The 22,476-nt window shown below is 64.8% G+C and carries 20 protein-coding genes; 4 read left to right on the top strand and 16 right to left on the bottom strand.

From position 1 onward, the window contains the following. Positions 1-35: 35 nt before the first annotated feature. A complete protein-coding gene (locus ABIC03_RS19580; protein WP_354060213.1) occupies positions 36-1,337 on the bottom strand; it encodes an MFS transporter in 1,302 nt (433 codons plus the stop codon). A 348-nt stretch (positions 1,338-1,685) separates the two neighbouring features. Here ABIC03_RS19580 and ABIC03_RS19575 point away from each other — a divergent pair, with 348 nt between their 5' ends. Genes ABIC03_RS19575 through ABIC03_RS19565 form a run of 3 tightly spaced genes read left to right on the top strand, consistent with a single transcriptional unit; the run spans position 1,686 to position 5,453 of the window. Continuing rightward, the gene (locus tag ABIC03_RS19575) at positions 1,686-2,900 is read left to right on the top strand and encodes an ABC transporter substrate-binding protein (RefSeq protein ID WP_354060211.1); all 1,215 of its coding nucleotides are present in this window, start codon (positions 1,686-1,688) and stop codon (positions 2,898-2,900) included. 7 nt (positions 2,901-2,907) lie between these two features. Then, the gene (locus ABIC03_RS19570; RefSeq protein ID WP_354060209.1) at positions 2,908-4,662 is read left to right on the top strand and encodes an FAD-dependent oxidoreductase; all 1,755 of its coding nucleotides are present in this window, start codon (positions 2,908-2,910) and stop codon (positions 4,660-4,662) included. Next, complete coding sequence (locus ABIC03_RS19565; RefSeq protein WP_354060207.1) at positions 4,659-5,453, top strand: IclR family transcriptional regulator; 795 nt, start codon at positions 4,659-4,661, stop codon at positions 5,451-5,453. The genes ABIC03_RS19570 and ABIC03_RS19565 overlap by 4 nt, the downstream gene beginning before the upstream one ends. Positions 5,454-5,598: 145 nt before the next feature. Here the strand turns inward: ABIC03_RS19565 and ABIC03_RS19560 are convergent, their stop codons facing one another. The 12 genes from ABIC03_RS19560 to ABIC03_RS19505 all read right to left on the bottom strand — a co-directional run bounded on the left by ABIC03_RS19560 (position 5,599) and on the right by ABIC03_RS19505 (position 17,673). Beyond that, positions 5,599-6,381 (bottom strand): SDR family NAD(P)-dependent oxidoreductase, encoded by a 783-nt coding sequence (locus ABIC03_RS19560; RefSeq protein WP_275169316.1) that lies wholly within the window; start codon positions 6,379-6,381, stop codon positions 5,599-5,601. Between the two features lie 58 nt (positions 6,382-6,439). Next, complete coding sequence (locus ABIC03_RS19555; protein ID WP_275169317.1) at positions 6,440-7,030, bottom strand: thiamine pyrophosphate-dependent enzyme; 591 nt, start codon at positions 7,028-7,030, stop codon at positions 6,440-6,442. After that, complete coding sequence (locus ABIC03_RS19550) at positions 7,030-7,569, bottom strand: thiamine pyrophosphate-binding protein (protein ID WP_354060205.1); 540 nt, start codon at positions 7,567-7,569, stop codon at positions 7,030-7,032. The genes ABIC03_RS19555 and ABIC03_RS19550 overlap by 1 nt, the downstream gene beginning before the upstream one ends. 312 nt (positions 7,570-7,881) lie before the next feature. Beyond that, positions 7,882-8,625, bottom strand: a complete 744-nt coding sequence (locus ABIC03_RS19545) for an aspartate/glutamate racemase family protein (RefSeq protein ID WP_354060203.1) — start codon at positions 8,623-8,625, stop codon at positions 7,882-7,884. Between the two features lie 9 nt (positions 8,626-8,634). Continuing rightward, the gene (locus tag ABIC03_RS19540; protein WP_354060201.1) at positions 8,635-9,900 is read right to left on the bottom strand and encodes an NAD(P)/FAD-dependent oxidoreductase; all 1,266 of its coding nucleotides are present in this window, start codon (positions 9,898-9,900) and stop codon (positions 8,635-8,637) included. A 3-nt stretch (positions 9,901-9,903) separates the two neighbouring features. After that, positions 9,904-11,565: a thiamine pyrophosphate-binding protein gene (locus ABIC03_RS19535; RefSeq protein WP_354060199.1), complete on the bottom strand. Its 1,662-nt coding sequence runs from the start codon at positions 11,563-11,565 to the stop codon at positions 9,904-9,906. 198 nt (positions 11,566-11,763) lie between these two features. Further along, positions 11,764-12,549 (bottom strand): ABC transporter permease, encoded by a 786-nt coding sequence (locus ABIC03_RS19530; RefSeq protein WP_354060197.1) that lies wholly within the window; start codon positions 12,547-12,549, stop codon positions 11,764-11,766. Continuing rightward, complete coding sequence (locus ABIC03_RS19525; protein ID WP_354060884.1) at positions 12,546-13,358, bottom strand: ABC transporter permease; 813 nt, start codon at positions 13,356-13,358, stop codon at positions 12,546-12,548. The genes ABIC03_RS19530 and ABIC03_RS19525 overlap by 4 nt, the downstream gene beginning before the upstream one ends. A 73-nt stretch (positions 13,359-13,431) precedes the next feature. Next, the gene (locus tag ABIC03_RS19520) at positions 13,432-14,487 is read right to left on the bottom strand and encodes an ABC transporter substrate-binding protein (RefSeq protein ID WP_354060195.1); all 1,056 of its coding nucleotides are present in this window, start codon (positions 14,485-14,487) and stop codon (positions 13,432-13,434) included. Between the two features lie 27 nt (positions 14,488-14,514). Further along, on the bottom strand, positions 14,515-15,822 hold the full coding sequence (locus ABIC03_RS19515; protein WP_354060193.1) for an NAD(P)/FAD-dependent oxidoreductase: 1,308 nt from the start codon (positions 15,820-15,822) through the stop codon (positions 14,515-14,517). Between the two features lie 15 nt (positions 15,823-15,837). After that, positions 15,838-16,554: an HAD family hydrolase gene (locus ABIC03_RS19510; protein ID WP_018454007.1), complete on the bottom strand. Its 717-nt coding sequence runs from the start codon at positions 16,552-16,554 to the stop codon at positions 15,838-15,840. Positions 16,555-16,590: 36 nt separating this feature from the next. After that, positions 16,591-17,673 carry an ABC transporter ATP-binding protein gene (locus ABIC03_RS19505; RefSeq protein ID WP_354060191.1) on the bottom strand — a complete coding sequence of 361 codons (1,083 nt, stop codon included), beginning with the start codon at positions 17,671-17,673 and terminating at the stop codon, positions 16,591-16,593. Positions 17,674-17,885: 212 nt separating this feature from the next. On the opposite strand from ABIC03_RS19505, the gene ABIC03_RS19500 reads away from it, so the two are divergent. Beyond that, the gene (locus tag ABIC03_RS19500) at positions 17,886-18,824 is read left to right on the top strand and encodes a LysR family transcriptional regulator (RefSeq protein ID WP_354060189.1); all 939 of its coding nucleotides are present in this window, start codon (positions 17,886-17,888) and stop codon (positions 18,822-18,824) included. On the opposite strand, the gene uxuA is transcribed toward ABIC03_RS19500, so the two are convergent. The 3 genes from uxuA to ABIC03_RS19485 are packed head-to-tail and all read right to left on the bottom strand — an operon-like array spanning position 18,818 to position 22,476. Then, positions 18,818-20,008 carry a mannonate dehydratase gene (uxuA, locus tag ABIC03_RS19495; protein ID WP_354060187.1) on the bottom strand — a complete coding sequence of 397 codons (1,191 nt, stop codon included), beginning with the start codon at positions 20,006-20,008 and terminating at the stop codon, positions 18,818-18,820. The genes ABIC03_RS19500 and uxuA overlap by 7 nt on opposite strands. Before the next feature lie 15 nt (positions 20,009-20,023). Continuing rightward, positions 20,024-21,073: an L-idonate 5-dehydrogenase gene (locus ABIC03_RS19490; RefSeq protein WP_354060185.1), complete on the bottom strand. Its 1,050-nt coding sequence runs from the start codon at positions 21,071-21,073 to the stop codon at positions 20,024-20,026. Continuing rightward, complete coding sequence (locus ABIC03_RS19485; RefSeq protein WP_354060183.1) at positions 21,070-22,476, bottom strand: TRAP transporter large permease; 1,407 nt, start codon at positions 22,474-22,476, stop codon at positions 21,070-21,072. Before ABIC03_RS19485 ends, ABIC03_RS19490 begins: the two co-directional genes overlap by 4 nt.

Raw genomic sequence — 22,476 nt, 5'->3', positions numbered from 1 at the left:
GGGCCCGCTCGCGCGCAGACGTAATGAAGGCGCCCTCAGGACCTGAGCTGGTCCCGCGCCGTCTCCGGCGCCATCAGCGTCGCGATGATCGTGACGATCGACAGTGCGATGATGTAGACCGACACGGCCCAGTAAGAACCGGCCCATGCCAGCAGTGCCGTCGCAATCAGCGGCGAGAAGCCGCCGCTCAGCGCGGCGGCAACGTTGGCTCCCAGCGATGCGCCGCTGTAGCGCACCTGAGTGCGGAACAGCTCCGGCATGAAGGCAGCCTTCGGCCCGAACAGCAGCGCATGCGTCAGTGTCATCGTGACGACGAGCGCGAGCGTGATCAGGGCCGGCTCCCTGGTGTCGAGGAACCAGAACAACGGAAACGCCAACGCCACCGAGAACACGCCGCCGGCGAGATACAGCGCTTTGCGGCCGAAGATGTCGGACAGCCAGCCGGCGAGAGGCAGCGTCGCGAGCTCGACGAGCGCGGCATAGACCACCGCATTGAGGATCACCTGCCGCGGCAGGCCGAGCTGCGTCGTGGCATAGACCACGGTGAAGACAGTGAGGAGATAAGCGAGCCCGACTTCCGACACGGTGATACCGACCGCCAGCAGGAAGCTGCGCCAGTCGCGGCGCAGGACTTCCAGCGCCGGCTGCGCCAGCACCTCCTTGCGCTCGAGCACCTCCTTGAAGTGCGGCGTCTCCGCGAGTTTCAGCCGTACGATGAAGCCGACGCCGACGAGCAGGATGCTGATCAGAAACGGCACGCGCCAGCCCCAGCTCAGGAAGTCCGCTTCGGGCAGCTGCGTCATCAGACCAAAAATCCCGGTAGACGCGGCGACGCCGACGGGGAAGCCGATCTGCACCAGGCTGCCGTAGAAGCCGCGGCGGTTGCCGGCGTGCTCGGCCACCATGACCACGGCGCCGCTCCACTCGCCACCGAGTCCGATGCCCTGGATGAAGCGCAGAATGACGAGGAAGATCGGCGCCCAGACGCCGATCTGACTGTAGGTCGGCAGGCAACCGATCAGGAACGTGCCCAGTCCCATCGCCATCATGGTCGCGACCAGCATCTTCTTGCGGCCGAGCCGATCGCCATAATGCCCAATGATCGCGCCGCCGATCGGCCGCGCCACGAAGCCGACCGCATAGGTCGAGAATGCCGCCAGTGTGCCGACGAAGGGATCGAAGCTCGGGAAGAACAGCTTGTTCAGCACCAGCGCCGCCGCCGTGCCGTAGATCAGGAAGTCGTACCATTCGATCGCGGTGCCGAGCGCGCTCGCCCACACCACATGCGCCGTCGTCGATTTCTCCGCCGCACTGGAGACCCCTGATGCTGCCGTCATTGCCGCGCCCCACAATTTCCGGGTGGCATCATGGCTAATCAGGATGGTGGTTGCAACTTGTGGGAGTGTTAGTTCTCCCCAGATCACGATGCGAGATTTTCGCGCCACTGCCTCCTCACCGTCGTCCCGGCGAAGGCCGGGGACCCATAACCACAGGGAGGAGCTTGGCGAGGACCCGTGCTCCGGTACTGCGACCGCCCGGCAGCGATAGACCACGCGGTATGGGTCCCGGCCTTCGCCGGGACGACGTAGTCCGTATTCACCATTGACAAACTTATTCGCCATTATCTAATTTGTCTGCCAGAACAACCAGCCGCGCCAAGCGGCCCAAAAAGAGAGGGAACGACGATGAGAGGGCTTTTGGCCTGCGCCATGCTCGCGGCCATGACTTCGGTTGCCATGACCACCGTTGCGAACGCGCAAATCTCCGACGACGCGGTGCGGATCGGCGTGCTGACGGATCTGTCGAGCTGGGGCCGCGACAACAGTGGGCCGGGCTCCGTGGAGGCCGCGAAAATGGCGGTGGAGGAGTTCGGGCCCACCGTGCTCGGCAAGCCGATCGAGATCATCAGCGCCGACCACCAGATGAAGACCGACGTCGGCGTACAGATCGTGCGCGGCTGGTTCGACAACGGCAAAGTCGATGCCGTCGTCGACATCCCCAATTCCGGAATCGCGATCGCCGTGCACAACATGGTGCGCGAGCGCAACAAGATTGCGCTGCTCTCCGGCCCCGGCGCGAGTTCGCTGACCGACGAGCTTTGCAGCCCCAACACCGTGCATTTCACCTACGATACCTACGCGCTGTCGAAGGTGACGGCCTCCGCCGTGATCAAGGAAGGCGGAAAATCCTGGTACTTCATCACCGCCGACTACGCCTTCGGCCAGCAGCTCGAGAAGGACGCCACGCGCTTCATCAACGAGATGGGCGGCAAGGTTTTGGGTGGCGTGAAGCACCCGACCAATACGGCCGATTTCTCCTCCTTTGCACTCCAGGCGCAAAGCTCGAAATCGGACGTCGTCGCCTTCGCCAATGCCGGCCAGGACACCGACAATGCGATCAAGCAGTCCGGCGAGTTCGGCCTGGTCCAGGGCGGCCAGAAGCTGGTCGGCCTCTTGATGTTCGACACCGACGTGCATGCGATCGGCCTCAAATCCGCGCAGGGCACCTACATGACCACCGCGTCGTATTGGAACATGGACGAGGCGACCCGCGCATGGTCGCGGAAATTCTACGAGCGCACCAAGGTGATGCCGACCATGATCCAGACCGGCGTCTACGGCTCGGTGCTGCATTATCTCAAGGCCATCAAGGCCGCCGGCACCGATGATCCCGCCAAGGCGATGGCCAAGATGCGCGAGCTGCCGATCGAGGATACATTCGTCCATGGCGGACGCTTGCGCGAGGATGGCCGCGTCATTCGCGACATGTATCTCGCCAAGGTGAAAACACCCGAGCAGTCCAAAGAACCCTGGGATTATCTGGAGATCATCAAGACGGTGAAGGGAGAGGACGCCTTCCGCCCGGTCTCCGAGTCCAAATGTCCGCTGCTGAAGAAGTGAGGCCCGCATGACCGGCAACGAGCGCAACGCAGGCGAAACCTATGAGTGCGATGTGCTCGTGGCCGGATCGGGCTGCTCCGGCATGTCGGCCGCTATCACCGCACGCTATCGCGGCCTCGACGTCCTGATCGTCGAGAAGGAGCCGCGATTCGGCGGCACGACCGCGCGGTCCGGCGGCTGGTTGTGGATTCCCGGCACGTCGCTGGCAAAGGCTTACGGCATCGAGGACACGCCGGAGCAGGCGCGGACTTACCTGCGGCACGAAGCCGGCAACAACTTTGACGCCGCGCGGGTCGATGCGTTCCTGAGCGCCGGGCCCGAGGCGGTCGATTTTTTCACCAGCAAGACGGCGCTCCGTTTCGACATGCCGCTGGTGTTCCCGGACTACCACGCCGAGGCGCCCGGCGGCACCCAGGGCGGTCGTTCGATGGTGGCACGCCCGTTCGACGGCCGCGAGCTCGGCGGCCAGATCAAGACCCTCGGCATGCCCCTGCCCGAGCTGACCGTATTCGGCATGATGCTCGGATCCGGCAAGGACATCGTCCATTTCATGCGCGCGACGAAGTCGCTGACCTCGGCGGTCTATGTCGCAAAGCGCCTGTCGCGGCATCTGATGGACGTGCTGCGCTATGGCCGCGGCATGACGCTGACCAACGGCAATGCGCTCGCCGGGCGCCTGGCAAAGTCCGCACAGGATTTGAAGATTCCGATGTGGCTGTCTGCGCCGATGCGCGAGCTGACCGTCGAGAACGGCACTGTCACCGGCGCCATTGTCAGCCGCGAGGGACGCGACGTCCGCATTCGTGCAAGACAAGGCGTCGTGCTCGCCTGCGGCGGTTTCCCGCATGATGTCGAACGACGCAAGAAGATGTTCCCACACGCGCCGACTGGGAACGAGCATTTTTCGCCGGGACCGACCGGCAACACCGGCGACGGCTTGCGCCTTGCCGAGAACGCCGGCGGACACATCGAGGACCGCCTGCCGAACGCGGCAGCCTGGGTCCCGGTCTCGGTCACCAAGCGCAAGGACGGCTCAAACGGCGTGATGCCGCATTTCATCGACCGCGCCAAACCCGGCGTGATCGCGGTGATGCGTGACGGCAAGCGCTTTGCCAACGAGGGCAATTCCTATCACGACTTCGTCCAGGCCATGGTCAAGGCGGCGAAGCCCGGCGAGGAGATCGCGGCCTACCTGGTCTGCGATCACCAGACCCTGCGCAAATACGGCCTCGGCTGCGTACCGCCATTCCCGATGCCGCTGGGTCATCACCTCAAGACCGGCTATCTCATGCGCGGCGAGACGCTGGAGGCGCTCGCGGCAAAGGCGGGCATCGACAGCACGGCGTTCGTCGGGACCGTCAAGCAGTTCAATGCGACCGCACCACAGGGACATGATGCGGCCTTCGGCAAGGGGTCAAAGGCCTATAACCGCTATCAGGGCGATGCGCTGCACGGCCCGAATCCCTGCGTCGCGCCGATCGAGAACGGGCCGTTCTACGCCATCAAGATGGTGGTTGGCGATCTCGGCACCTATGCCGGCATCGTCACCGACGAGAACGCGCGGGCGCTCGATGCGGAGGGACGTGTGATTCCCGGGCTCTATGCCGCCGGCAACGACATGGCGAGCATCATGGGCGGCAATTATCCCGGCGCCGGCATCACGCTTGGGCCGGCACTGACGTTCGGCTACATTGCCGGCCGTCATCTCGCCGACAGCGCCGCCAGGCGCAACGCGGCGTCAGCCACGCCAGGAGGCGCATGAAGAGAGAAAGCCGCGGCATCCAGTCGATCGAGGTCGGCGGCGAATTGCTCCGCGCGCTCGCCCGCAGCGGCGAGCCGATGATGCTGCGCGATCTCGCACGCGAGGCCGGCATGACGCCGGCCAAGGCGCATCCCTATCTCGCCAGCTTCTCCCGCATCGGCCTGATCGAGCAGGACGAGACCACCGGCCGTTACGAGATCGGCGCGCTGGCGCTGGAGCTCGGCCTGATCAGCCTGCGCCGCCTGTCCGGCGTACGCATCGCAGGACCGAAGATCGCAGCGCTCGCAAGTCAGATCGGGCATGCGGTCTCGCTCGCGGTCTGGGGCACGCACGGCCCGACCGTGGTGCAGCTGGAAGAACCCGGCCAGCCCGTTCACATCGTGATGCGGGCCGGCTCGGTCATGGCGCTGCTGGAGACGGCCACGGGTCGAGCCTTTGCGGCCTTCCTGCCGGAGAAAACCATCAACGCCGCACTCGAAAGCGGCCTCGATCGTCACGGCGTCGGCTACAATCCGAAGCGCACCATGAAAGGCGCGAAGCTCGCCGACATGCTCACCGAGGTCCGCAAGCACGGCCTCGTCCGCGCGCTCGGCGACCCCCTGCCCGGCGTCAACGCATTCTCCGCACCGGTGTTCGACCATTCCGGCCATGTCGCGCTGGTGATCACCGCGATGGGGCCGGAAGGCACTTTTGACGCGCGCTGGGACAGCCCGATCGCAAACGCTTTGCGCGACTGCGCCGGCGGGATCTCGAAGCGGCTGGGTCACGGGATGACGGCTGCAGCGGAGTGAGGGGCTCGCTGCCTCATCCGACCTCCGCTGTCATGCTCCGCGAAAGCGGGGCATCCAGTACGCCGCGGCACCTCGGTTCACCGCGGGCGTCTCGGCGTACTGGATCGCCCGGTCAAGCCGGGCGATGACAGAGAATGGGTCCGCCCTACTTGTCCCTCACCGGCACCGTGTAATTCAGGATCAACCGCCCACCATCCGGATAGATCGTCTGTCCCGTGATATACGACGCATCGTCGCTTGCCAGGAACGCCACGACGGAGGCCACCTCGCCCGGCTCGCCGCCGCGGCCGGCCGGCGTGCGTGACATTACGGTTTTGCGGGCATCCTCCGAGGTGTAGATGGACGATGCCACCATGTCGGTCAAAATCGTGCCCGGCCCGACAGCGACGACGCGAATATTGTGCGGAGCCAGCGCGACGGCGGCCACTGATGTGAGCTGCTTCATGCCGCCCTTGGACATGGCGTAGGTGGCAAGCGCCGGGATCGCCAGCAGCGCGTTCACCGAAGACATGTTGATGATGACTCCGCCGCCGCTACCTTGCGCAATCATCTGCTTCGCCGCCGCCTGCACGCCGAAGAACGCGCCCTTCAGATTGATGCCGATGATCTCGTCAAATTCTTCTTCGGAAATCTCCAGGAGGTCCCGGTTGCGGGCGACGCCGGCATTGTTGACCATGATGTCGAGCCGGCCGAACTCCTTTGCGGCAGTTGCGACCAGCTGGTCGACATCGGCGCGCTTTGCGACATTGCCGACGACAGTGCGCAAGGCCTCCGGCCGTCCGAGCTCGGCAGCCGTCGCGGCCAAGCCATCGGCATCGACGTCCGAGATGACGACTTTGACGCCGTCGTCCAGGAATCGTTTCGCGCAAGCCTTGCCGATACCGCGCGCCGCGCCGGTGATGGCGGCGACCTTGCCGGATAGTTTCATGGTCTCACTCCAGAGTATCTGCTTCGACAGCAGACTGTCGCCGGGCGAGAAACCCGGCTCAGGCCGCCGCGAAGCCGAGATGAGCACGGAACCGGTTCTTGATAAAGACAGCATCGCGCGAGGGCAGCGAGCGCGGCGGATTTTCGGCCAGTACCTTGATGACAAAAAGCCGCGGGCCATCGGCCGTCTCGTCGAGCTGCGTCGCCAGACGTGCCACCTCCTCGAGCGTCCGCACGGTTCCGGTCGCGGCAAAGCCGCAGGCCACAGCAATCGCGGTGAGATCGACGCCGCGCCCGGTGTGGCTGGCCTGCATCCCGGTCTCGCCAAAATGCTGATTGTCGATCACGACGATGTCGAGATTGCGCGGGCGTGCGACGCCGATGGTCGCCATGCCGCCGAGGCCCATCAATTGCTCGCCATCCCCGGTCAAGGCGAGGACGCGCTTTCCCGGCTGGGCCTGCGCGAGGCCAAGCCCGATCAGCGCGGCGCCGCCCATGGCGCCCCAGAGATAGAAATTGCCGTCGTGGTCGCCGACCGAATGAAGGTCATAGGTAGGCGAGCCGAGGCCGGAGACGACCAGCGTGTCCTTGCGATTCTTCAGGAGCGCGGCGACCGCGGCGCGGCGATCGAGTTGAGCTTGCATTGGCATCACCACTTCTTCTTGCCGATCAGGCGCTGCCCGATCAAAACGGCAATCTGCTGATCGGATTCGTAGGCAAGCGCCGCGGCCGATTCGACCGTCTCGATCAGATCCTCTCCTGTCTCCGCGCGCATCACCTTCAGGCCGATCGCCTCCAGCGAGGGCTGGGTAGCCCGGCTCATCGGCACCTGCCAGGGATTGAACTCGGCCCATTCGCCGCGCATCGTCACCAGCATCAGCAGTGGAAATCGTCCGATTGCCGACAGCGACAGCATGTTGATGCAATTGCCGACCCCGCTCGACTGCATCAAGAGCACGCTGCGCTGTCCACCGAGCCAGGCGCCTGCGGCGATGGCAACGCCCTCCTCTTCCGTCGTCAGCACGTTGGTGGTGACGTCGCGGTCGGCCGAGAACAGGCTGATGAGCTGGCTGTGGCCGGCATCGGGGACGTAGGACATCTGCCGCACGTCGGCGGCTTTCAGGATGCGGTAGAGCTCGGACGGCCAATCGTCTGCGCGCGTGTCGGGATTGGATTGAAGGCTGTGCACCGCTTGTCTCCGTGATTTCGAGCGGCACTCTAGCGATGTTCAGGCCCGAAAGCTCTGACCGTCTGGCGCGATCAGGTATCGAGGGATTGTATAGCTGCCTCTTCCACTGCCGGTGGGACAGCGCACGATGCGCATGGCTGCGCCCTCTCCCCTTGCGGGAGAGGGCATCACCGCAGGCTGATACGAACTCGCAAGGGTGAGAGGTATCTCACCGCGCATTCACGCGCGGAGAGATACCCCTCATCCGGCGCTTCGCGCCACCTTCTCCCGCAAGGGGAGAAGGAAGAGGAGTCATCGGCAGCTTCTCGACCTCTAGCCAAACCGACGCGGCCGCAGTCCGGCATGAAACCACGTAATCATGGAATAGATATCGTAGACGGGCAATCCGACCTCGGCCTGCAGCGCCGCTGCATAGGGCGGCATGTTGGTGCATTCCAGCACGATCGCGCCGACATCCGGGTTCCTGGCGACCAGCTCCTTGCCGGCCTCGACCACGTCACGTTCAGCTTGCGCGATGTCCATGTCGTCCTTCTCGGCTTTGATCAGGACGCGGAAGAATTCCTTGCCGTCCTCGGTGCCGACCCGCGGCGTATCGAGCGGCACGCCGGCACCTGCGAGATGGGCCGGCGTCAAGGTCGAACCGGATACCGTGACGAGGCCGACGCGCTTGCCCGGCGGCAAGGTCGCCTGCACCCACGGCACCTGCATCAGTGACGAGGTCGCGACGGGAACGCCGACGGCGGCGGCGATCTCCTTCTGGAACAGTGAGAGGAAGCCGCAATTGGTGGTGATGGCTTCGGCCCCGAGCCGCACCAGATCCTTCGCCGCATCGATGAAATCCGGCAGCAGACCGGCGGCGCCCTTCAACACCACCTTCTCCGGCGAGGCACCGCTCACCACGCGGTAGAGCACGGGAAATGGCCAGGTGGTGCCGTTGCCCATGTCGCCGGGAATGCGGGGAAAGCGCGCCTCCAGCATCAGGATGCCGAGCGGCGCTCCATAGATGGCCTTGCCGCCGCGGGCGATTCGGGAGGACGAGTTGGCTGGAGCGGTCATGATGCGGTCTCAGAGAAAACGATCGGGCGAAAACGGCGCGAGCGGAATTTCCGGCGACTTGCCGCTCAGAAGCTGGGCGACGAGACGACCAGTGCGCGCCGAGCCGACCAGGCCGATATGGCCGTGGCCGAAGGCATAGACGATGTCGCGCGAGGCCCGCGCGTAACCGATGCAGGGACGTCCGTCCGGCATGCTCGGCCGATGGCCGAACCAGGTCTTGATACGCGAAGCCGGAATGTCCGTCGGCAGTTTTGGGAACATGCTGAAGAGGTTGTTGCGCAAAATCTCGGCGCGCTTCCAGTTCGGCTCGGCCTCGAGGCCTGCGATCTCGACCGTCCCGGCGGCACGCAAACCCTTGTCGGTCCAGTTCACCACCATCTTCGCATCCGAGGCCATCATCGAGCTGCGTGGCCCCGTTTCCGGATTCTCGATCATGACGTGATAGCCGCGCTCGGTCTCCAGCGGTAGCGGATCGCCGACGGATGCGGTGAGCCGCTTCGAATGCGCGCCGGCGGCAATCACCGCGGCATCGCACGGGATCTCGCCGGTCTCGGTTAGGACAGCCACGAGCTTGTTGCCGGATAGCTTCAGCCCGATTGACTTGGCGCGCACAAGCTTGGCGCCGCTTGCCAGCGCATGTTGCGCGAGCGCGGCGACATAGGCTCCGGGGTCGCGGCAGCGCCCGGCCTCCTCCACCACCACGCCGAAAGTGTAGCGTGGATGCAAATCGGGCTCGCGCTGACGCATCTCGTCGGCCGAAAGCTCCAGCCATTCGACGCCGACGCGCTTGCGCACGCGCCAGCCGAGATCATTGTCGAAATTGCCGCGTGACAGGAAGACGTGCATCACGCCGTTACGCTCGATCAATTCAGGGACGCCCGCCTCCTCCGCGAGCTTCCTGTGCAACAGAGGCGCGTCCTTCAGAAGGTCGCGCAGCGCAAAGGCCGTCGTCTGGACCCGCGCCTCGGTCCAGCCCGAGAGCAGATATTTGATCAACCAGGGTAGCGCCTTCGGCAGATAGGACCAGCGGATCGCGAGCGGTCCGAGGGGATCCATCAGATAGAAGGGCACCTTCTTCCAGACGCCGGGCTCAGCCGGCGGGATCACCGAATGCGAGGAGAGCCAGCCGGCATTGCCGTAGCTCGCCGCCTGTTCGCCACCGGGATCGCCCGGATCGATCAGCGTGACGCGATGGCCCTCGCGCAGCGCCTCAATGGCGCTGATCACGCCGACCGCGCCGGCACCGATGATGGCGACGTGGCGGCCCTCCGACATCGCTTAAGCCTTCACCACGGGCGCAAAGTCCTTGCTGACCGACATCGCGCGCGGATCGATGATGCAATGCAGGATCGACGGCTTGCCCGAGGCGAGCGCACGCTCGAACGCCGGCGCGAACTCCTCGGTGCGCTCGACGCGCTCGCCATGGCCGCCGAACGCTTTTGCGTACATCGCGAAATCCGGGTTCTTGAGCTGGGTGCCGACCACGCGACCGGGATAGTCGCGTTCCTGGTGCATGCGGATGGTGCCGTATTGCGCATTGTCGACGACGATGACGACGAGGGCTGCGTCGTATTGGACGGCGGTCGCGAACTCCTGGCCGTTCATCAGGAAGCAGCCGTCGCCGGCGAAGGCTATGACGGTGCGGTCCGGATATTGTCGTTTCGCGAGCACTGCCGCCGGCACGCCATAACCCATCGAGCCCGAGGTCGGCGCGAGCTGCGAGGCAAAGCTGTGGAAGCGGTGATGGCGATGAATCCAGCCGGCATAGTTGCCGGCGCCGTTGCAGACGATCGCGTCCTTGGGCAGGCGATCGCGCAGCCAGGTCATGACCTGACCATACTGGAACGTGCCCGGCAGCTCGCGTGCCTTGTCGGTCCAGGCGAGGTAATCGGCATGCGCCTTGGCGGCTTCGCCCTTCCAGGCGACCGCGCCGGCGGGCTTCAGCGTCTCGACCGCGGCCGCGAACGCGGCGGGCGTGGCCTGGATCGCGAGCTCGGGCTGATAGACGCGGCCGAGCTCTTCCGAACCCGGGTGCACGTGGATCAGCTTCTGCCGCGGGGTCGGAATGTCGAGCAGCGTGTAGGATGAGGACGGCATTTCCGACATGCGGCCGCCGATGAGCAGAATCACATCGGCGTGGTCGATGCGCGTCTTCAGGCCCGGGCTCGGGCCGATGCCGAGATCGCCGGCATAGTGCGAGTGATCGGCGTCGATCAGCGACGCGCGGCGGAACGAGGTTGCGACCGGCAGGTCGAACCGTTCGGCAAAGCGCGCGATGCTCTTGGTCGCCTCATCGGTCCAGCGCGAGCCGCCGAGAATGACGAGCGGTGCTTTGGCGCTCGCAAGCATGGCGCCAACGCGCTCGATATCGGCAGGCGCCGGCCAGCTCACCGCCGGCTCGATGCGCATGGCATCCGCAACGGCAGCAGTCTCGGTCAGCATGTTCTCGGGCAGCGAGATCACGACGGGACCGGGACGGCCCTGCATGGCGACGCGAAAGGCGCGCGCGACCAGTTCCGGAATGCGGTCGGGACGATCGATCTCGACGGCCCATTTCGCCATGGTGCCGAACACCGCCTTGTAGTCGAGCTCCTGGAACGCCTCGCGCTCGCGCATGCCGGTGTCGACCTGACCGACGAACAGGATCATCGGCGTGGAATCCTGCATCGCGATGTGGACGCCATGGCTGGCATTGGTGGCGCCGGGGCCGCGGGTGACGAAGCAGATTCCGGGGCGGCCGGTGAGCTTGCCATAGGCCTCCGCCATCATCGCGGCCCCCCCTTCGGCGCGGCAGATCATGACGTCGATCGGGCTGTCGTGCAGCGCGTCGAGCGCCGCAAGGTAGCTCTCGCCCGGCACGCAGGTGACACGCTCGACGCCTTGCGCGACGAGCTGATCGATCAGGATCTGGCCCCCGGTGCGGGTGTTGCGAATGGTCATGACGGCTCCCTCAAGGCTTTGGCGATGCGTTTCGCAGCTTCGCGAAAATTTTGTTCCGGGCTGGCGTAGGACAGCCGGAAACAAGGTGCAAGGCCGAAACCGCTGCCCGGCATTACGGCCTCGTCATGCCTCTCCGGCAAATAGCGGCGGCAGCCATGCCTCTCTCGGACGTCGACCGGGGAGCAGGCCCCCTTGCCATCATGCCCCTTTGCGCTGCCGCGCGCTCGCCAGCAGCACCAGCATGAACGAGGCCGCCGTCATCAGTGTCGAGATCGCGGCGATGGTCGGGTCGATCTCGTCGCGGAGCGCGGTGAACATGCGCTTGGTCAGCGGCTGATACTGGCCGCCGGAGATGAACAGCGCGACGATGGTCTCGTCCATCGCCGAGATGAAGGCGAAGATGCCGCCTGCGACCACGCTGGACTTGATCTGCGGTAAGGTCACCGCGAAGAAGCTGCGCAGGCGGTTCATGCCGAGGCTAAGCGCCACCATTTCCTGCGCCGGATCGAAGCTTTGCAGGCCCGCCAGCACCGAGATGATGACGTATGGCAGGCCCAACATGACGTTTGCCAGTACCAGGCCCGGCAGTGTCGCGACCAAGCCGACTTTCGCATAGAGGAAGAAGATGCCCACCGCGGTGATGATGATCGGCACCACCAGCGGCAACAGCAGCATCATGTGGATCAGCCGCATGATGCGCAGCTTCGACTGGCTGATGGCATAGGCGGCGGCGACGCCGAGCGGCGTCGCGATAACCGCGGTCAGCAGCGCGACCGTCAGCGTCACCCGCGTCGCCTGCATCCAGGCCGTGCTGGAGAAATACTGCTGATACCAGCGCAGCGAGAACGACGGCGGCGGAAAGGTCAGAAAGCGCGCGCTGGAGAAGGAGATCGGCGCGATGATCAGCACCGGCAGGATCAGGTAGACCAGCACCAGCGCGCTGATCATATAGAGGGCGATCCGGGCGGGCGACAATCGCGTCATTTCTGCCCCAATATGCGATCGAGCGAGATGAAGCGGCTGACGGCGAAAAAGATCGCGAGCACGCTGACGAGCAGCACGACGGCGACCGCGCTCGCAGCGCCGAACTGATTGTAGAGCTCGACATTGCGGCTCACCAGCATCGACACCATCACCGTGCGGCCGCCGCCGAGCAGCTCCGGGGTGATGTAGAAGCCGAGACAGAGCACGAACACCATGGTGCAGCCCGCGAGCACGCCCGGCAACGACAGCGGCAGAAAGACGCGGACGAAAGTGAGCGACGGGCTCGCCCCCAGGCTCGCGCCCGCCTGCATCAGATCGGACGGGATCTTCTGCATGGTGGCGTAGAGCGGCAGCACCATGAACGGCAACAGGATGTGTACCGTCGCAACCACCGTGCCGAAGGTGTTGTGCACCAGAGCAAGCGGTTCGCCTGTCACGTCGAGATAACGCAGCAACTGGTTGATCACGCCGGTGCGCTGGAGCAGCGCCAGCCAGGCATAGGCCCGCACCAGCACGCTGGTCCAGAATGGCAGCACGACCAGCGACAGGATGAGGATGCTCCACCCTTTCGGCACCGAATTGGCGAGATATGCCACGGGATAGCCAAGCAGCAGCGCGATTCCCGTGACCGCGAGGCTGATCTCGAAGGTCAGCGCAAAGCTTCGCCAGTAGATGTCTTCGGTAAAGACGCGGCGATAATTCTCCAGCGTGAAGCCGTTGTGGTAGATCGACTGCCAGGCGAGCCAGCCGACCGGCAGCACGATCAGAGCCAAGATCACCAGCAGCGCCGGCGACACCAATGCCAGCATCAGCGCATGCTCGCGGCGCTGATGCTTTTGCGATGGATCTGGCACGGATATCGTCAACGCAGCCTCGCTTCGCTTACTTCTGCATGAACGACGCCCAACGCTTCTCGGCGGCTTCGCCCGCCGGCGAGGACCACCAGGCGTAGGACATCAGCGCCTGCTTGGCCGCATTGGCCGGCTCGCTCGGCAATTGCGCGGCGCGCTCGGGCTTGATCACGTTGGCCTCGAACGCCTTTGGATTTCCCGGACCGTAGTCGATATGCAGCGGCAGATTGGCCTGGTGCACGGGATCGACGGCCTCGTTGAGAAACTTGACGGCCGTCTCGAGATTCGGCGCGCCCTTGAGGATGCAGAGCGAGGTGCTTTGCAAAACGCCCTGGTTGTAGGTGAAGGCGACCTTGGCGCCCTCCTTGGCGACCGCGCTGACGCGGCCGTTCCAGGCCATCTCCATGTCGACCTCGCCGTCATTGAGAAGCTGCGCCGACTGGGCGCCGGAGGTCCACCACACCGTGATATTCGGCTTGATTTCTTCCAGCTTCTTGAAGGCGCGGTCGACGTCGAGCGGATAGAGCTTGTCGGGCGCGACGCCGTCGGCCATCAGCGCCGCCTCGAGCGTCGCGAACGGGTGGTTGCGCAGTGCGCGACGGCCGGGAAATTTCTTCACGTCCCAGAAGTCGGCCCAGCTGTTCGGCGCCTCTTTCGGGAATGTCTTCTGGCTGTAGGACAGAACGCTGGAATAGAACTCGTAGGACACCGAGTACGGACTACGATAGCCCTCCGGCATCGCCGCGCCGTTCGGAATCTTCGAGAAGTCGAGCTTCTCGATCAGCCCCTGCTCGCCGCCACGCAGGCAGTTGCCGGTCGGAGTATCCACGACATCCCAGATCGGCTTGCCGCTGCCGACTTGCGTCTTGATCGCGGGCCAGGCGTCGGGAATGGAGTCCTGGTTGACGGTGATGCCGAGCTTCTTGGCGGAGGGATCGAGGATCGCCACCGTCTGCGCCTGCTGGTAGGCCCCGCCCTGCGAGACGAAGGTGATCTGTTCGGCGGCGGCGATGCCGGTTGTTGCAAACAATCCGAGCGATCCGCCCAACAAAGCGTAGCCAAATCGAAAATCTCGTTTCGTCGTCATCCTCGCCTCCTCTGTCACCAATTAAATTCACTGACCGATCGCATCGAGAAACTGGTACCAGCCGGCGACCATGCGCACGGCGGGCTCGCGCAACGGATAGAACGGGATAGCTTTCAATCGCCGCGCGTCGAGCAGTCCGACCTCTGGCGTCTCGCCGCGCACGAAGGCGGCGAGATAGCGGCCCATCAGGCTCGACATCGCCACGCCCGCGCCGTTGTAGCCCATCGAGAACAGCGTGCGGTCGTCGATGCGGCCGATATGCGGCACCGAGTCCAGCGTCATCGCGACCAGGCCCGACCATTTGTAGGCAAGCGGGATATCGGCAAGGTCGGGGAAGATACCCACCATCGCCTTGCGCAGCGCATCGAACGCGGCTGCGGAGTCCTGCTTGCCGAAGGCACCGCGGCCACCGAAGATCACGCGATTGTCGACCATCCGGAACCAGCGCATCATGCGCTTGGTCTCGGTGTAGGTGCGGCCCGCCGGCATCAGCTTGCCCGCCAGATTGCGCGGCAGCTTTTCGGTCGCGATCATGGCGCTGCGGAACGGGATCAGCGTGCGCTGCATGTTCGCGGTCGCGCCGGTGAGGTCGGAGTAGCTGTTGGTGGCGATGATCGCCTGCTTTGCCCGCACCGCGCCTTGCGGCGTTTCGGCGACGATGCCGCCGTTCTCGTGCCGGAGGCTTACGACCGGCGATTCCTGGTAAATCGGCACGCCGCGGCGCGCCACGCCTCCGGCGAGGCCGCGCAGATAGTTCAGCGGATGGATGCCGCCGGAGCCGGGATTGAGCACGCCGCCGACGAAAATGTCGGAGCCGGTCTCGTCGCGCACCTGCCCCTTGTCGAGGATGCGGACCTCGGCACTCCCCATCTCGCGCGTCATCCAGTTGGCTTCGTCTATCGCGGCCCGGAGCGTCGTCTCGTTGTGCGCCGCCTTGACCTGGCCGGAGCGCGTCAGATTTGCGCTGGTGATGTCATATTCGGCGACGAGCTCCTCGACGATGTCGATCGATTCATGCGCGATCTCGTACATGCGCTGCGCCACGGCGCGGCCGTGCACAGCGTCGATGTCGCGGAACGAGAGGCGGAATTTTGCGGTGATCACGCCGCCATTGCGGCCACTCGCGCCCCAGCCCGGGCGGTTGGCCTCGAGCACGATCGGCGACAAACCGCTTTTGGCGATGTGGTGTGCCGCCGACAGGCCGGTATAGCCCGCCCCGATGATCACCACATCCGCCTGCTGCTCGCCCGACAGGACCGGAAACTCGCGCGCCGGCTCCGCCGTGGCGGCCCACAGCGAATTGGCCGATGGCAGCGCGTTCCAGTCCCGTGTCATGCCGCCGCTCATGCCCTACGCCGCCGGTCCGATGGCCGCATCGGCAAGCGCTTTCAATGTCGGGAAATGGAAATCTGGCTTGGTCAGCGTCTCCACGGCCGGTGTACCGCCAAAGCCGGCCATGCCCTGACGGCGCTCGATCCAGCACACCTTGTAGCCGAGTTTCCGCGCGATCCCGATGTCGTGATACTGGCTCTGCGCGACGTGCAGGATATCGGACTGCTTGTAGCCGAAAGCGGACTGGCGGCCCTTGTTGTAGGCGAAGAACTCCGGATCTGGTTTCGCAACGCCAGTCTCGTCGGCGCACACGGTATCGTCGAAGGGATTGCCGAGCGCATGCGCGTAACAGGAGAGCGCGACGCGGTCGGCGTTGGTCATGGCGACCAGCCGAAATTTGGTGCGCAGGCGCTTCAAGGCCTCGACCGAGTCCGGGAACGGTCCCCAGCGCAGCACCGCGAGCTGGAAAACGTCGCAGGAGGCGTCATCGGCCTGCAGCCCGAGCTCCTTGGCGAGATAGCGATAGACATGGAACATCACCTCGCTCGAACGCTCATGGTGCTTGTCGCGGCCACGCTTATAGGATTCGAAGATCTTGTCGTCGCTGAGCTCGGCCGGCGATTTGCCCGAGATCCTGCGCACCGCGGAGAGCACGCCGGTCTCGAAATCGATCAAGGTGCCGACGACGTCGAAGGTGAGAACCTTGAAATTGCTGAACGAGGCTGCTGACGACATTTTTGGCTTCTTCTCTCGGTTGGACAAGACTTCGGTTCAGTCCCTCACCCTGGGCACGACGATGGTGTCCTCGGGATGAAGGGTCACGGTGAGACTGCCGCCGAGCGGCGGGATGCGGCTGTAGGCTTCGTGGTGGCTCGCCTGGCGCAGGCTGAGCACGACGCCGTCGGCGAGCGCGAGGAAGATGCGCAGGCTCTCGCCCTGATAGACGATGTCGGTGACCGTTCCGGTGAGCCGATTGCAGGCGGTGTCCTGCGCGCCGTCGTCGATCAGCAGCTTTTCGCTGTGCACGGCGAGCATCAGCGAGTCTCCGTCAGGAATGGCGCGGGCGCTGCGCAGAAGGACATTGCCGAGTGCAACGCCGGAGGCATCGATGCGCCGCACCGGCAGCATCGTAGCTTCGCCAATGAAACTCGCGACGAAGGAATCGGCGGGATGATCGTGCAGCCGCTCGGGCGCGTCGATCTGGATCAGCCTGCCGTCCTTCATCACGGCGACGCGGTCGCTCATGGTCAGCGCTTCGCGCTGATCGTGGGTGACGTAGATGATGGTGGCGCCGATGCGCCTGTGCAGCGTGCGCAGCTCGATCTGCATGGATTCGCGCAGCTGCTTGTCGAGCGCGGACAGCGGTTCGTCCATCAGGATCAGCCGCGGCTCGAAGATCATGGCGCGTGCGAGCGCCACGCGCTGGCGCTGGCCGCCGGAGAGTTGCGCGATGCCGCGCTCTTCGTAGCCGGCAAGGCCGACGATCGAAAGTGCCGCGCGTACCTTGTCCGGCCAGGCCGCCTTCGGCAGCCGTCGCGCGCGCAAGGGAAAGGCGACGTTCTCCCCGACGCTCATATGCGGGAACAGCGCGTAGTTCTGGAACACGACGCCGATGTCGCGCTTGTGCGGCGGCATCCAGGTGACGTCACGACCGCCGAACAGGATCGTTCCGCTCGATGGCAGGATGAAGCCGCCGAGGATGCCGAGCAACGTGGTCTTGCCGGAGCCGGAGGGGCCGAGCAGCGAGACGAATTCGCCGGCGGCGACATTGAGGGACACGTCGTCGAGAGCGCGAACGGCGCCATAGGCCTTGCTCGCGGATCTGATCTCGACGCTTTCCGCTCGTTTGTCCAACGATCGACCTCGCCATGTCCCTACAATGGCGTGCCTCACTGCGCGCCATAAGCCTGCTTTATAGACAAGAAACTTGAACATTCACGCTCGAAGCGTGCACCGCACCAAGTTCTTCGCTCGCAAGCCCTGTCTTTAAGCTGTCATGTCGATGACACCAGACTTGGCAAAACTCGGCAATTGCCAAATTCTCACCCGGCTCATAACATGGCGTTATGCCCGAGCTGCGCCGGATGCTGCCCTCAAGTAACGCCCTGTTCGTCTTCGACGCAGCGGCGCGCAACGGCAGCTTCACGGCGGCGGCCGCCGAACTGAACGTCACCCAGCCCGCGGTGAGCCGGATGCTGGGCCAGTTCGAGGACCATCTCGGCGTCCGCCTGTTCGACCGCAAGGCGGGACGCGCGGTGCTCACCGAGGAAGGCGAACTCTTGTATCGCCGCGTGCTCGAAGGCTTTCGCAGCATCGAGAGCGGGTTGGTCGAGATCGAGCGACGCCGCAAGGGCACGGAGACGGTGACGCTGTCGGTCTCCTCCGCCTTCACAACGCATTGGCTGATGCCGCGGATCGACAAGCTGCAGCGGCAATTCCCGCAGGTCGATTTGCGCTTTCAACTGATCTCCGGCGCGCTGCGCGGACCGGTGGAAAATGTCGATCTCGGCATGCGCTTCCGCGATCGCGAGGAGCCGTCATCCGGCGGCACGCTGGTAATGAAGGAGGTCATGCTGCCGATGTGCAGCCCAGCCTATCTCGGCGAAACCGATCCCACTGAGGGCAACACCATCATTCGGCTCGCCGAGACGCCGGGCGACTGGGCCGCGGATTACGCATCGCTTCTCACGGGGCGCCGCGGTGCGGCCAAGGCGCTGAGCTTCACGGACTATGCCGTCGTGATGCAGGCCGCCCTGCTCGGCCAGGGCATCGCGCTCGGTTGGCTGACGGTCGCCTCGCACTGGCTGTTGACCGGCGCGCTGGTGCCGGCCTCCGACACGCTCACCACCACACGCCGCATCTGCGAATTCCTGCCACCGCGCAACCGGCCGATGCGCCCCATCGCCGCCGAGATCCGCGACTGGATCATCGCGCAGATGCAAGGCGAGATTGCCGCGATCGACCGGCTCTATCCGAACCTCGGCGCGATGGCCGCGTGCTACTGATGCTCGATCGCGCGGATCGCGCCGCGGAGCTCGGCCAGGCCGCGGAGGCGGCCGATCGCGGTGTAGCCCGGATTGGTGCGCTTAGTGGCGGCGAGATCGTCCAGCATGCGATGACCGTGGTCGGGACGAAAGACGATTTGGTTGTCGGGCGAACGTCGCGCGTTCTCCTTCAGCAGCGCTTTCAGCACCGCGACCATGTCGACGTCACCGTCGAGATGATCGGACTCGTAGAAGGACAGGCCATCCCCCTCGCGCTTGGTCGCGCGCAGATGCGCAAAGGCAATACGCGGACCGAAGCGTTCGGCCATCGCGGGAAGATCGTTCTCGGCGCGCACGCCGAGCGACCCCGTGCACAGGCAGATACCATTCGCCTTGGACGGCACGGCATCGAACAACGCCTGATAGTCATCGGCGCTGGACGCGACGCGCGGCAGGCCGAACAACGGGCGCGGCGGGTCGTCCGGATGCAGTGTCAATGAGACCCCGAGCTGCTCGGCGACGGGTGTGACGCGGCCCAAAAACTCGGCCAGATGCTGCCGCAGGATTTTTGGCGTGACGTCGCGATATGTTTCGAGCCGGTCGCGGAATTGCGGGATGGTCATCGGCTCGGTGGTCGAGCCCGGCAGCGCGCTGGCGATCACCATGACGAGGTAATCGATATCGGCTTGACTCATCTGGTCGAACAGCTTTTTCGCACGAACCTGCTGCTCCGGCGAATACTCGGCGGCGGCGGCCGGCCGCTTCAGGATCTGCAGCTCGAAGGCGGCGAAACGGTCCTGGTCGAAGCGCATGGCACGAGCGCCGTTCGGCAACTCCCATTCGAGATCGGTGCGGCACCAATCCACGACGGGCATGAAGTTGTAGCAGATGATCTTGATGCCGGCCGCGGCCACCGCCTCCATGCTGGCGATCCACGTCTCGATCGAGCGCGTCGCCTTAGCCCCGAGACGCTTGACATCGTCGGGGATCGGAATTGATTCCACCACCGACCAGGTCAGCTGCGAACGGCCGGGCTGGCCGTTTTCGATGAAATTCTTGCGCTCCTCGACCGCCTTGCGTGTCCAGGCTTCGCCGATCGGCACCTGATGCAGTGCCGAGACGATATCGCTCGCGCCGGCCTGCCTGACATCATCCAGCGACACAGGGTCATCGGGCCCGTACCAGCGCCATCCCTCGAGCATCATAAGAATTCTCCCGGATCAGTTCGCGGTCAGCACGACCTTGACGCTCTGCGAGCGGTCGAGGGCCAGCCGCAGCGCGTCCGGCGCGGTGGACAGCGGCCGCTCGGCGGTGACCAGAGACAGCACGTCGACGCTGCCGTCCGCAATCAGCTCCACCGCCGTCATGAACTCGAGCCCGAAGCGGAATGAGCCGCGCAGGTCGATCTCCTTGGCCATCACCGCATTGGCCGGTACCGGAATCTGGCCACCCGGCAAATTGCCGATCTGCACCACCACGCCGCCGCGCCTGACGATACCGATCGCACTGGCAAGGCCTGCAGCCGTGCCCGAGACTTCGAAAGCGACATCGTAGGGGCGCGACGCGGCCTGCGCCTTCAGGCCTTCCTCGCCGGCTGCGACATTCTCGACGTGTGAGGCGCCGAGCCGGGTCGCAAAGGCCAGCGGCGCCGGCGCGATGTCGGCCACTGTGATGTCTGTCATGCCGGCGCGGCGCGCGGCAAGCATGGTCAGAAGCCCGATCGGACCGGCACCGAAAATGATGCCGCGCTTGCCTTCGATGTTGCCGGCACGCGCCACCGCGTGCAGGCAGACCGCGAGCGGCTCCGCCAGCGCCGCGGCCTGATAGGACACATGATCGGGGATCTTCACGCACTGCGCCGGGATTGCGTCGAAGTAATTGGCAAAGCCTCCCTGCATGTGCGGCGTCTTCGAGGCCGAGCCCATGAAGTAGATATTTTCGCAGAGGTTTTGCCGGCCTTGGCGGCAGGCGACGCAGTGGCCGCACCAGCGCGACGGGTTGACGGCGACACGGTCGCCGACCTTCAGGTTCGCTGCGGAGCCCGCGATCTCCACGACCCCGCCGGAGATCTCGTGGCCGAGCACCAGCGGCGACTTCACCACGAAATCGCCGGTCCGGGCATGACGGAAATAATGCATGTCCGAGCCGCAGATGCCGCCGGCGCCGAAGCGGATGCGCACCATGCCTTCCGCGAGCTTGTCGAGCGGATGCTCGACCATGCGCAGATCTTCGGGGCCAAACAGGGTTGCGGCGAGAGCAGTTGAGGTCATTTGGAAAGTCCCATGTATTTCGGCAGCCAGAGGGTCAGTTCGGGAATGTAGGTGATCGCGAGCAGCGCGAGCATCAGCGGCACCAGCCAGGGCAGGATCGCCACCGTCGTGCGCTCGACCGAGAGTTTTGCGACGCGCGCGAGCACGAACAGCACCATGCCGAGCGGCGGATGCAACAGGCCGATCATCAGGTTCAGCGTCATGATCAGACCGAAATGGATCGGGTCGATGCCGAGCTTGAGCACGATCGGCAACAGGATCGGCACCAGAATGGTGATCGCCGCCGTGGTGTCGATAAAGCAGCCGACGAACAGGATCAGGACGTTGGCGAGCGCCAGGAACACCCATTTGTTGTGGGTGATGCTGAGCATCCAGTCCGACAGCATCTGGGCTGCCTGCGACACCGTGAGCAGCCAGGCGAAGATCGAGGCGGCCGTGACGATGAACAGAACCGACGCCGTGGTCTCGATGGTGTCGAAGGTCGCCTTCGCCACCGTCTTCATTGTCATGGTGCGGTAGCGCACGAGGCCGAGAAAGAGCGACCAGATCACGGCGGCGACCGCCGCTTCCGTCGGCGTGAACCAGCCGAGCGTCATGCCGCCGATCAGGATGACCGGCGCCATCAGCGCCATCACCGCGGAGAAGTCGAAGTACCAGTCCATCGCGAGCAGCACGACCAGACCAATCCCAACTGCCCAATTGGTGGAGAGACCGGCGACCGTCAGAAGCCAGACAGCCATCGGGAAGCTCAGTACGACGAGGATCTCGAGCCCCGCCGACCCCAATTGCGGCCAGGAGAACGGCGTATCGTTGCCCCATTTGTTCTTGTGCGCGAAATAGGTGACGGTAGCCATCATGAGCAGCGTCAGCACGACGCCTGGAATGACACCCCCCAGAAACAGCGCGCCGATCGAGACATTGGCCATCATGCCGTAGATCACGAAAGGCAGCGACGGCGGGATGATCGGCCCGAGCGTCGCCGACGCCGCGGTGACACCGACGGAGAATTCCGTCGAGTAGCCGTGGTCCTTCATCGCCTTAATCTCGATGGTGCCGAGACCGGCGGCATCCGCGATAGCGGTGCCGGACATGCCGGAGAAGATCACCGAGCCGATGATGTTGACATGGCCAAGGCCGCCCCGCATCCAGCCGACCAGCGCGACGGCGAACTTGTAGATGCGCCCGGTGACGCCGGCGATGTTCATGAGATTGCCGGCCAGGATGAAGAACGGCACGGCGAGCAGCGGAAAGCTCTCGACGCCGGCGATCATGCGCTGTGCCAGCGTGACGTCGGGAGTCACGCCGCTGACCAGGATGTAGAGCAGCGACGACGCCGCCATGGCAATCGCCACGGGTACGCCGAGCAGCATCAGGACGAGAAAGCCTCCAAGCAACAGCAACAT

Source organism: Bradyrhizobium sp. RT6a (genome assembly GCF_040547675.1).
Lineage (GTDB): Bacteria > Pseudomonadota > Alphaproteobacteria > Rhizobiales > Xanthobacteraceae > Bradyrhizobium.
The sequence above is the reverse complement of the archived record's forward strand: the minus strand, read 5'-3'. Positions and strand labels throughout refer to the sequence as shown.

Coding starts and splice junctions, on each gene's coding strand:
- ABIC03_RS19490 (WP_354060185.1), bottom strand. CDS start 21,073: ATGACCTCAACTGCTCTCGCCGCAACCCTGTTTGGCCCCGAAGATCTG.
- uxuA (WP_354060187.1), bottom strand. CDS start 20,008: ATGATGCTCGAGGGATGGCGCTGGTACGGGCCCGATGACCCTGTGTCG.
- ABIC03_RS19535 (WP_354060199.1), bottom strand. CDS start 11,565: ATGACCATTCGCAACACCCGCACCGGGGGCCAGATCCTGATCGATCAG.
- ABIC03_RS19485 (WP_354060183.1), bottom strand. CDS start 22,476: ATGTTGCTGTTGCTTGGAGGCTTTCTCGTCCTGATGCTGCTCGGCGTA.
- ABIC03_RS19530 (WP_354060197.1), bottom strand. CDS start 12,549: ATGACGCGATTGTCGCCCGCCCGGATCGCCCTCTATATGATCAGCGCG.
- ABIC03_RS19575 (WP_354060211.1), top strand. CDS start 1,686: ATGAGAGGGCTTTTGGCCTGCGCCATGCTCGCGGCCATGACTTCGGTT.
- ABIC03_RS19540 (WP_354060201.1), bottom strand. CDS start 9,900: ATGTCGGAGGGCCGCCACGTCGCCATCATCGGTGCCGGCGCGGTCGGC.
- ABIC03_RS19560 (WP_275169316.1), bottom strand. CDS start 6,381: ATGAAACTATCCGGCAAGGTCGCCGCCATCACCGGCGCGGCGCGCGGT.
- ABIC03_RS19580 (WP_354060213.1), bottom strand. CDS start 1,337: ATGACGGCAGCATCAGGGGTCTCCAGTGCGGCGGAGAAATCGACGACG.
- ABIC03_RS19555 (WP_275169317.1), bottom strand. CDS start 7,030: ATGCCAATGCAAGCTCAACTCGATCGCCGCGCCGCGGTCGCCGCGCTC.
- ABIC03_RS19500 (WP_354060189.1), top strand. CDS start 17,886: ATGCCCGAGCTGCGCCGGATGCTGCCCTCAAGTAACGCCCTGTTCGTC.
- ABIC03_RS19545 (WP_354060203.1), bottom strand. CDS start 8,625: ATGACCGCTCCAGCCAACTCGTCCTCCCGAATCGCCCGCGGCGGCAAG.
- ABIC03_RS19570 (WP_354060209.1), top strand. CDS start 2,908: ATGACCGGCAACGAGCGCAACGCAGGCGAAACCTATGAGTGCGATGTG.
- ABIC03_RS19510 (WP_018454007.1), bottom strand. CDS start 16,554: ATGTCGTCAGCAGCCTCGTTCAGCAATTTCAAGGTTCTCACCTTCGAC.
- ABIC03_RS19525 (WP_354060884.1), bottom strand. CDS start 13,358: ATGCTGGCATTGGTGTCGCCGGCGCTGCTGGTGATCTTGGCTCTGATC.
- ABIC03_RS19515 (WP_354060193.1), bottom strand. CDS start 15,822: ATGACACGGGACTGGAACGCGCTGCCATCGGCCAATTCGCTGTGGGCC.
- ABIC03_RS19565 (WP_354060207.1), top strand. CDS start 4,659: ATGAAGAGAGAAAGCCGCGGCATCCAGTCGATCGAGGTCGGCGGCGAA.
- ABIC03_RS19520 (WP_354060195.1), bottom strand. CDS start 14,487: ATGACGACGAAACGAGATTTTCGATTTGGCTACGCTTTGTTGGGCGGA.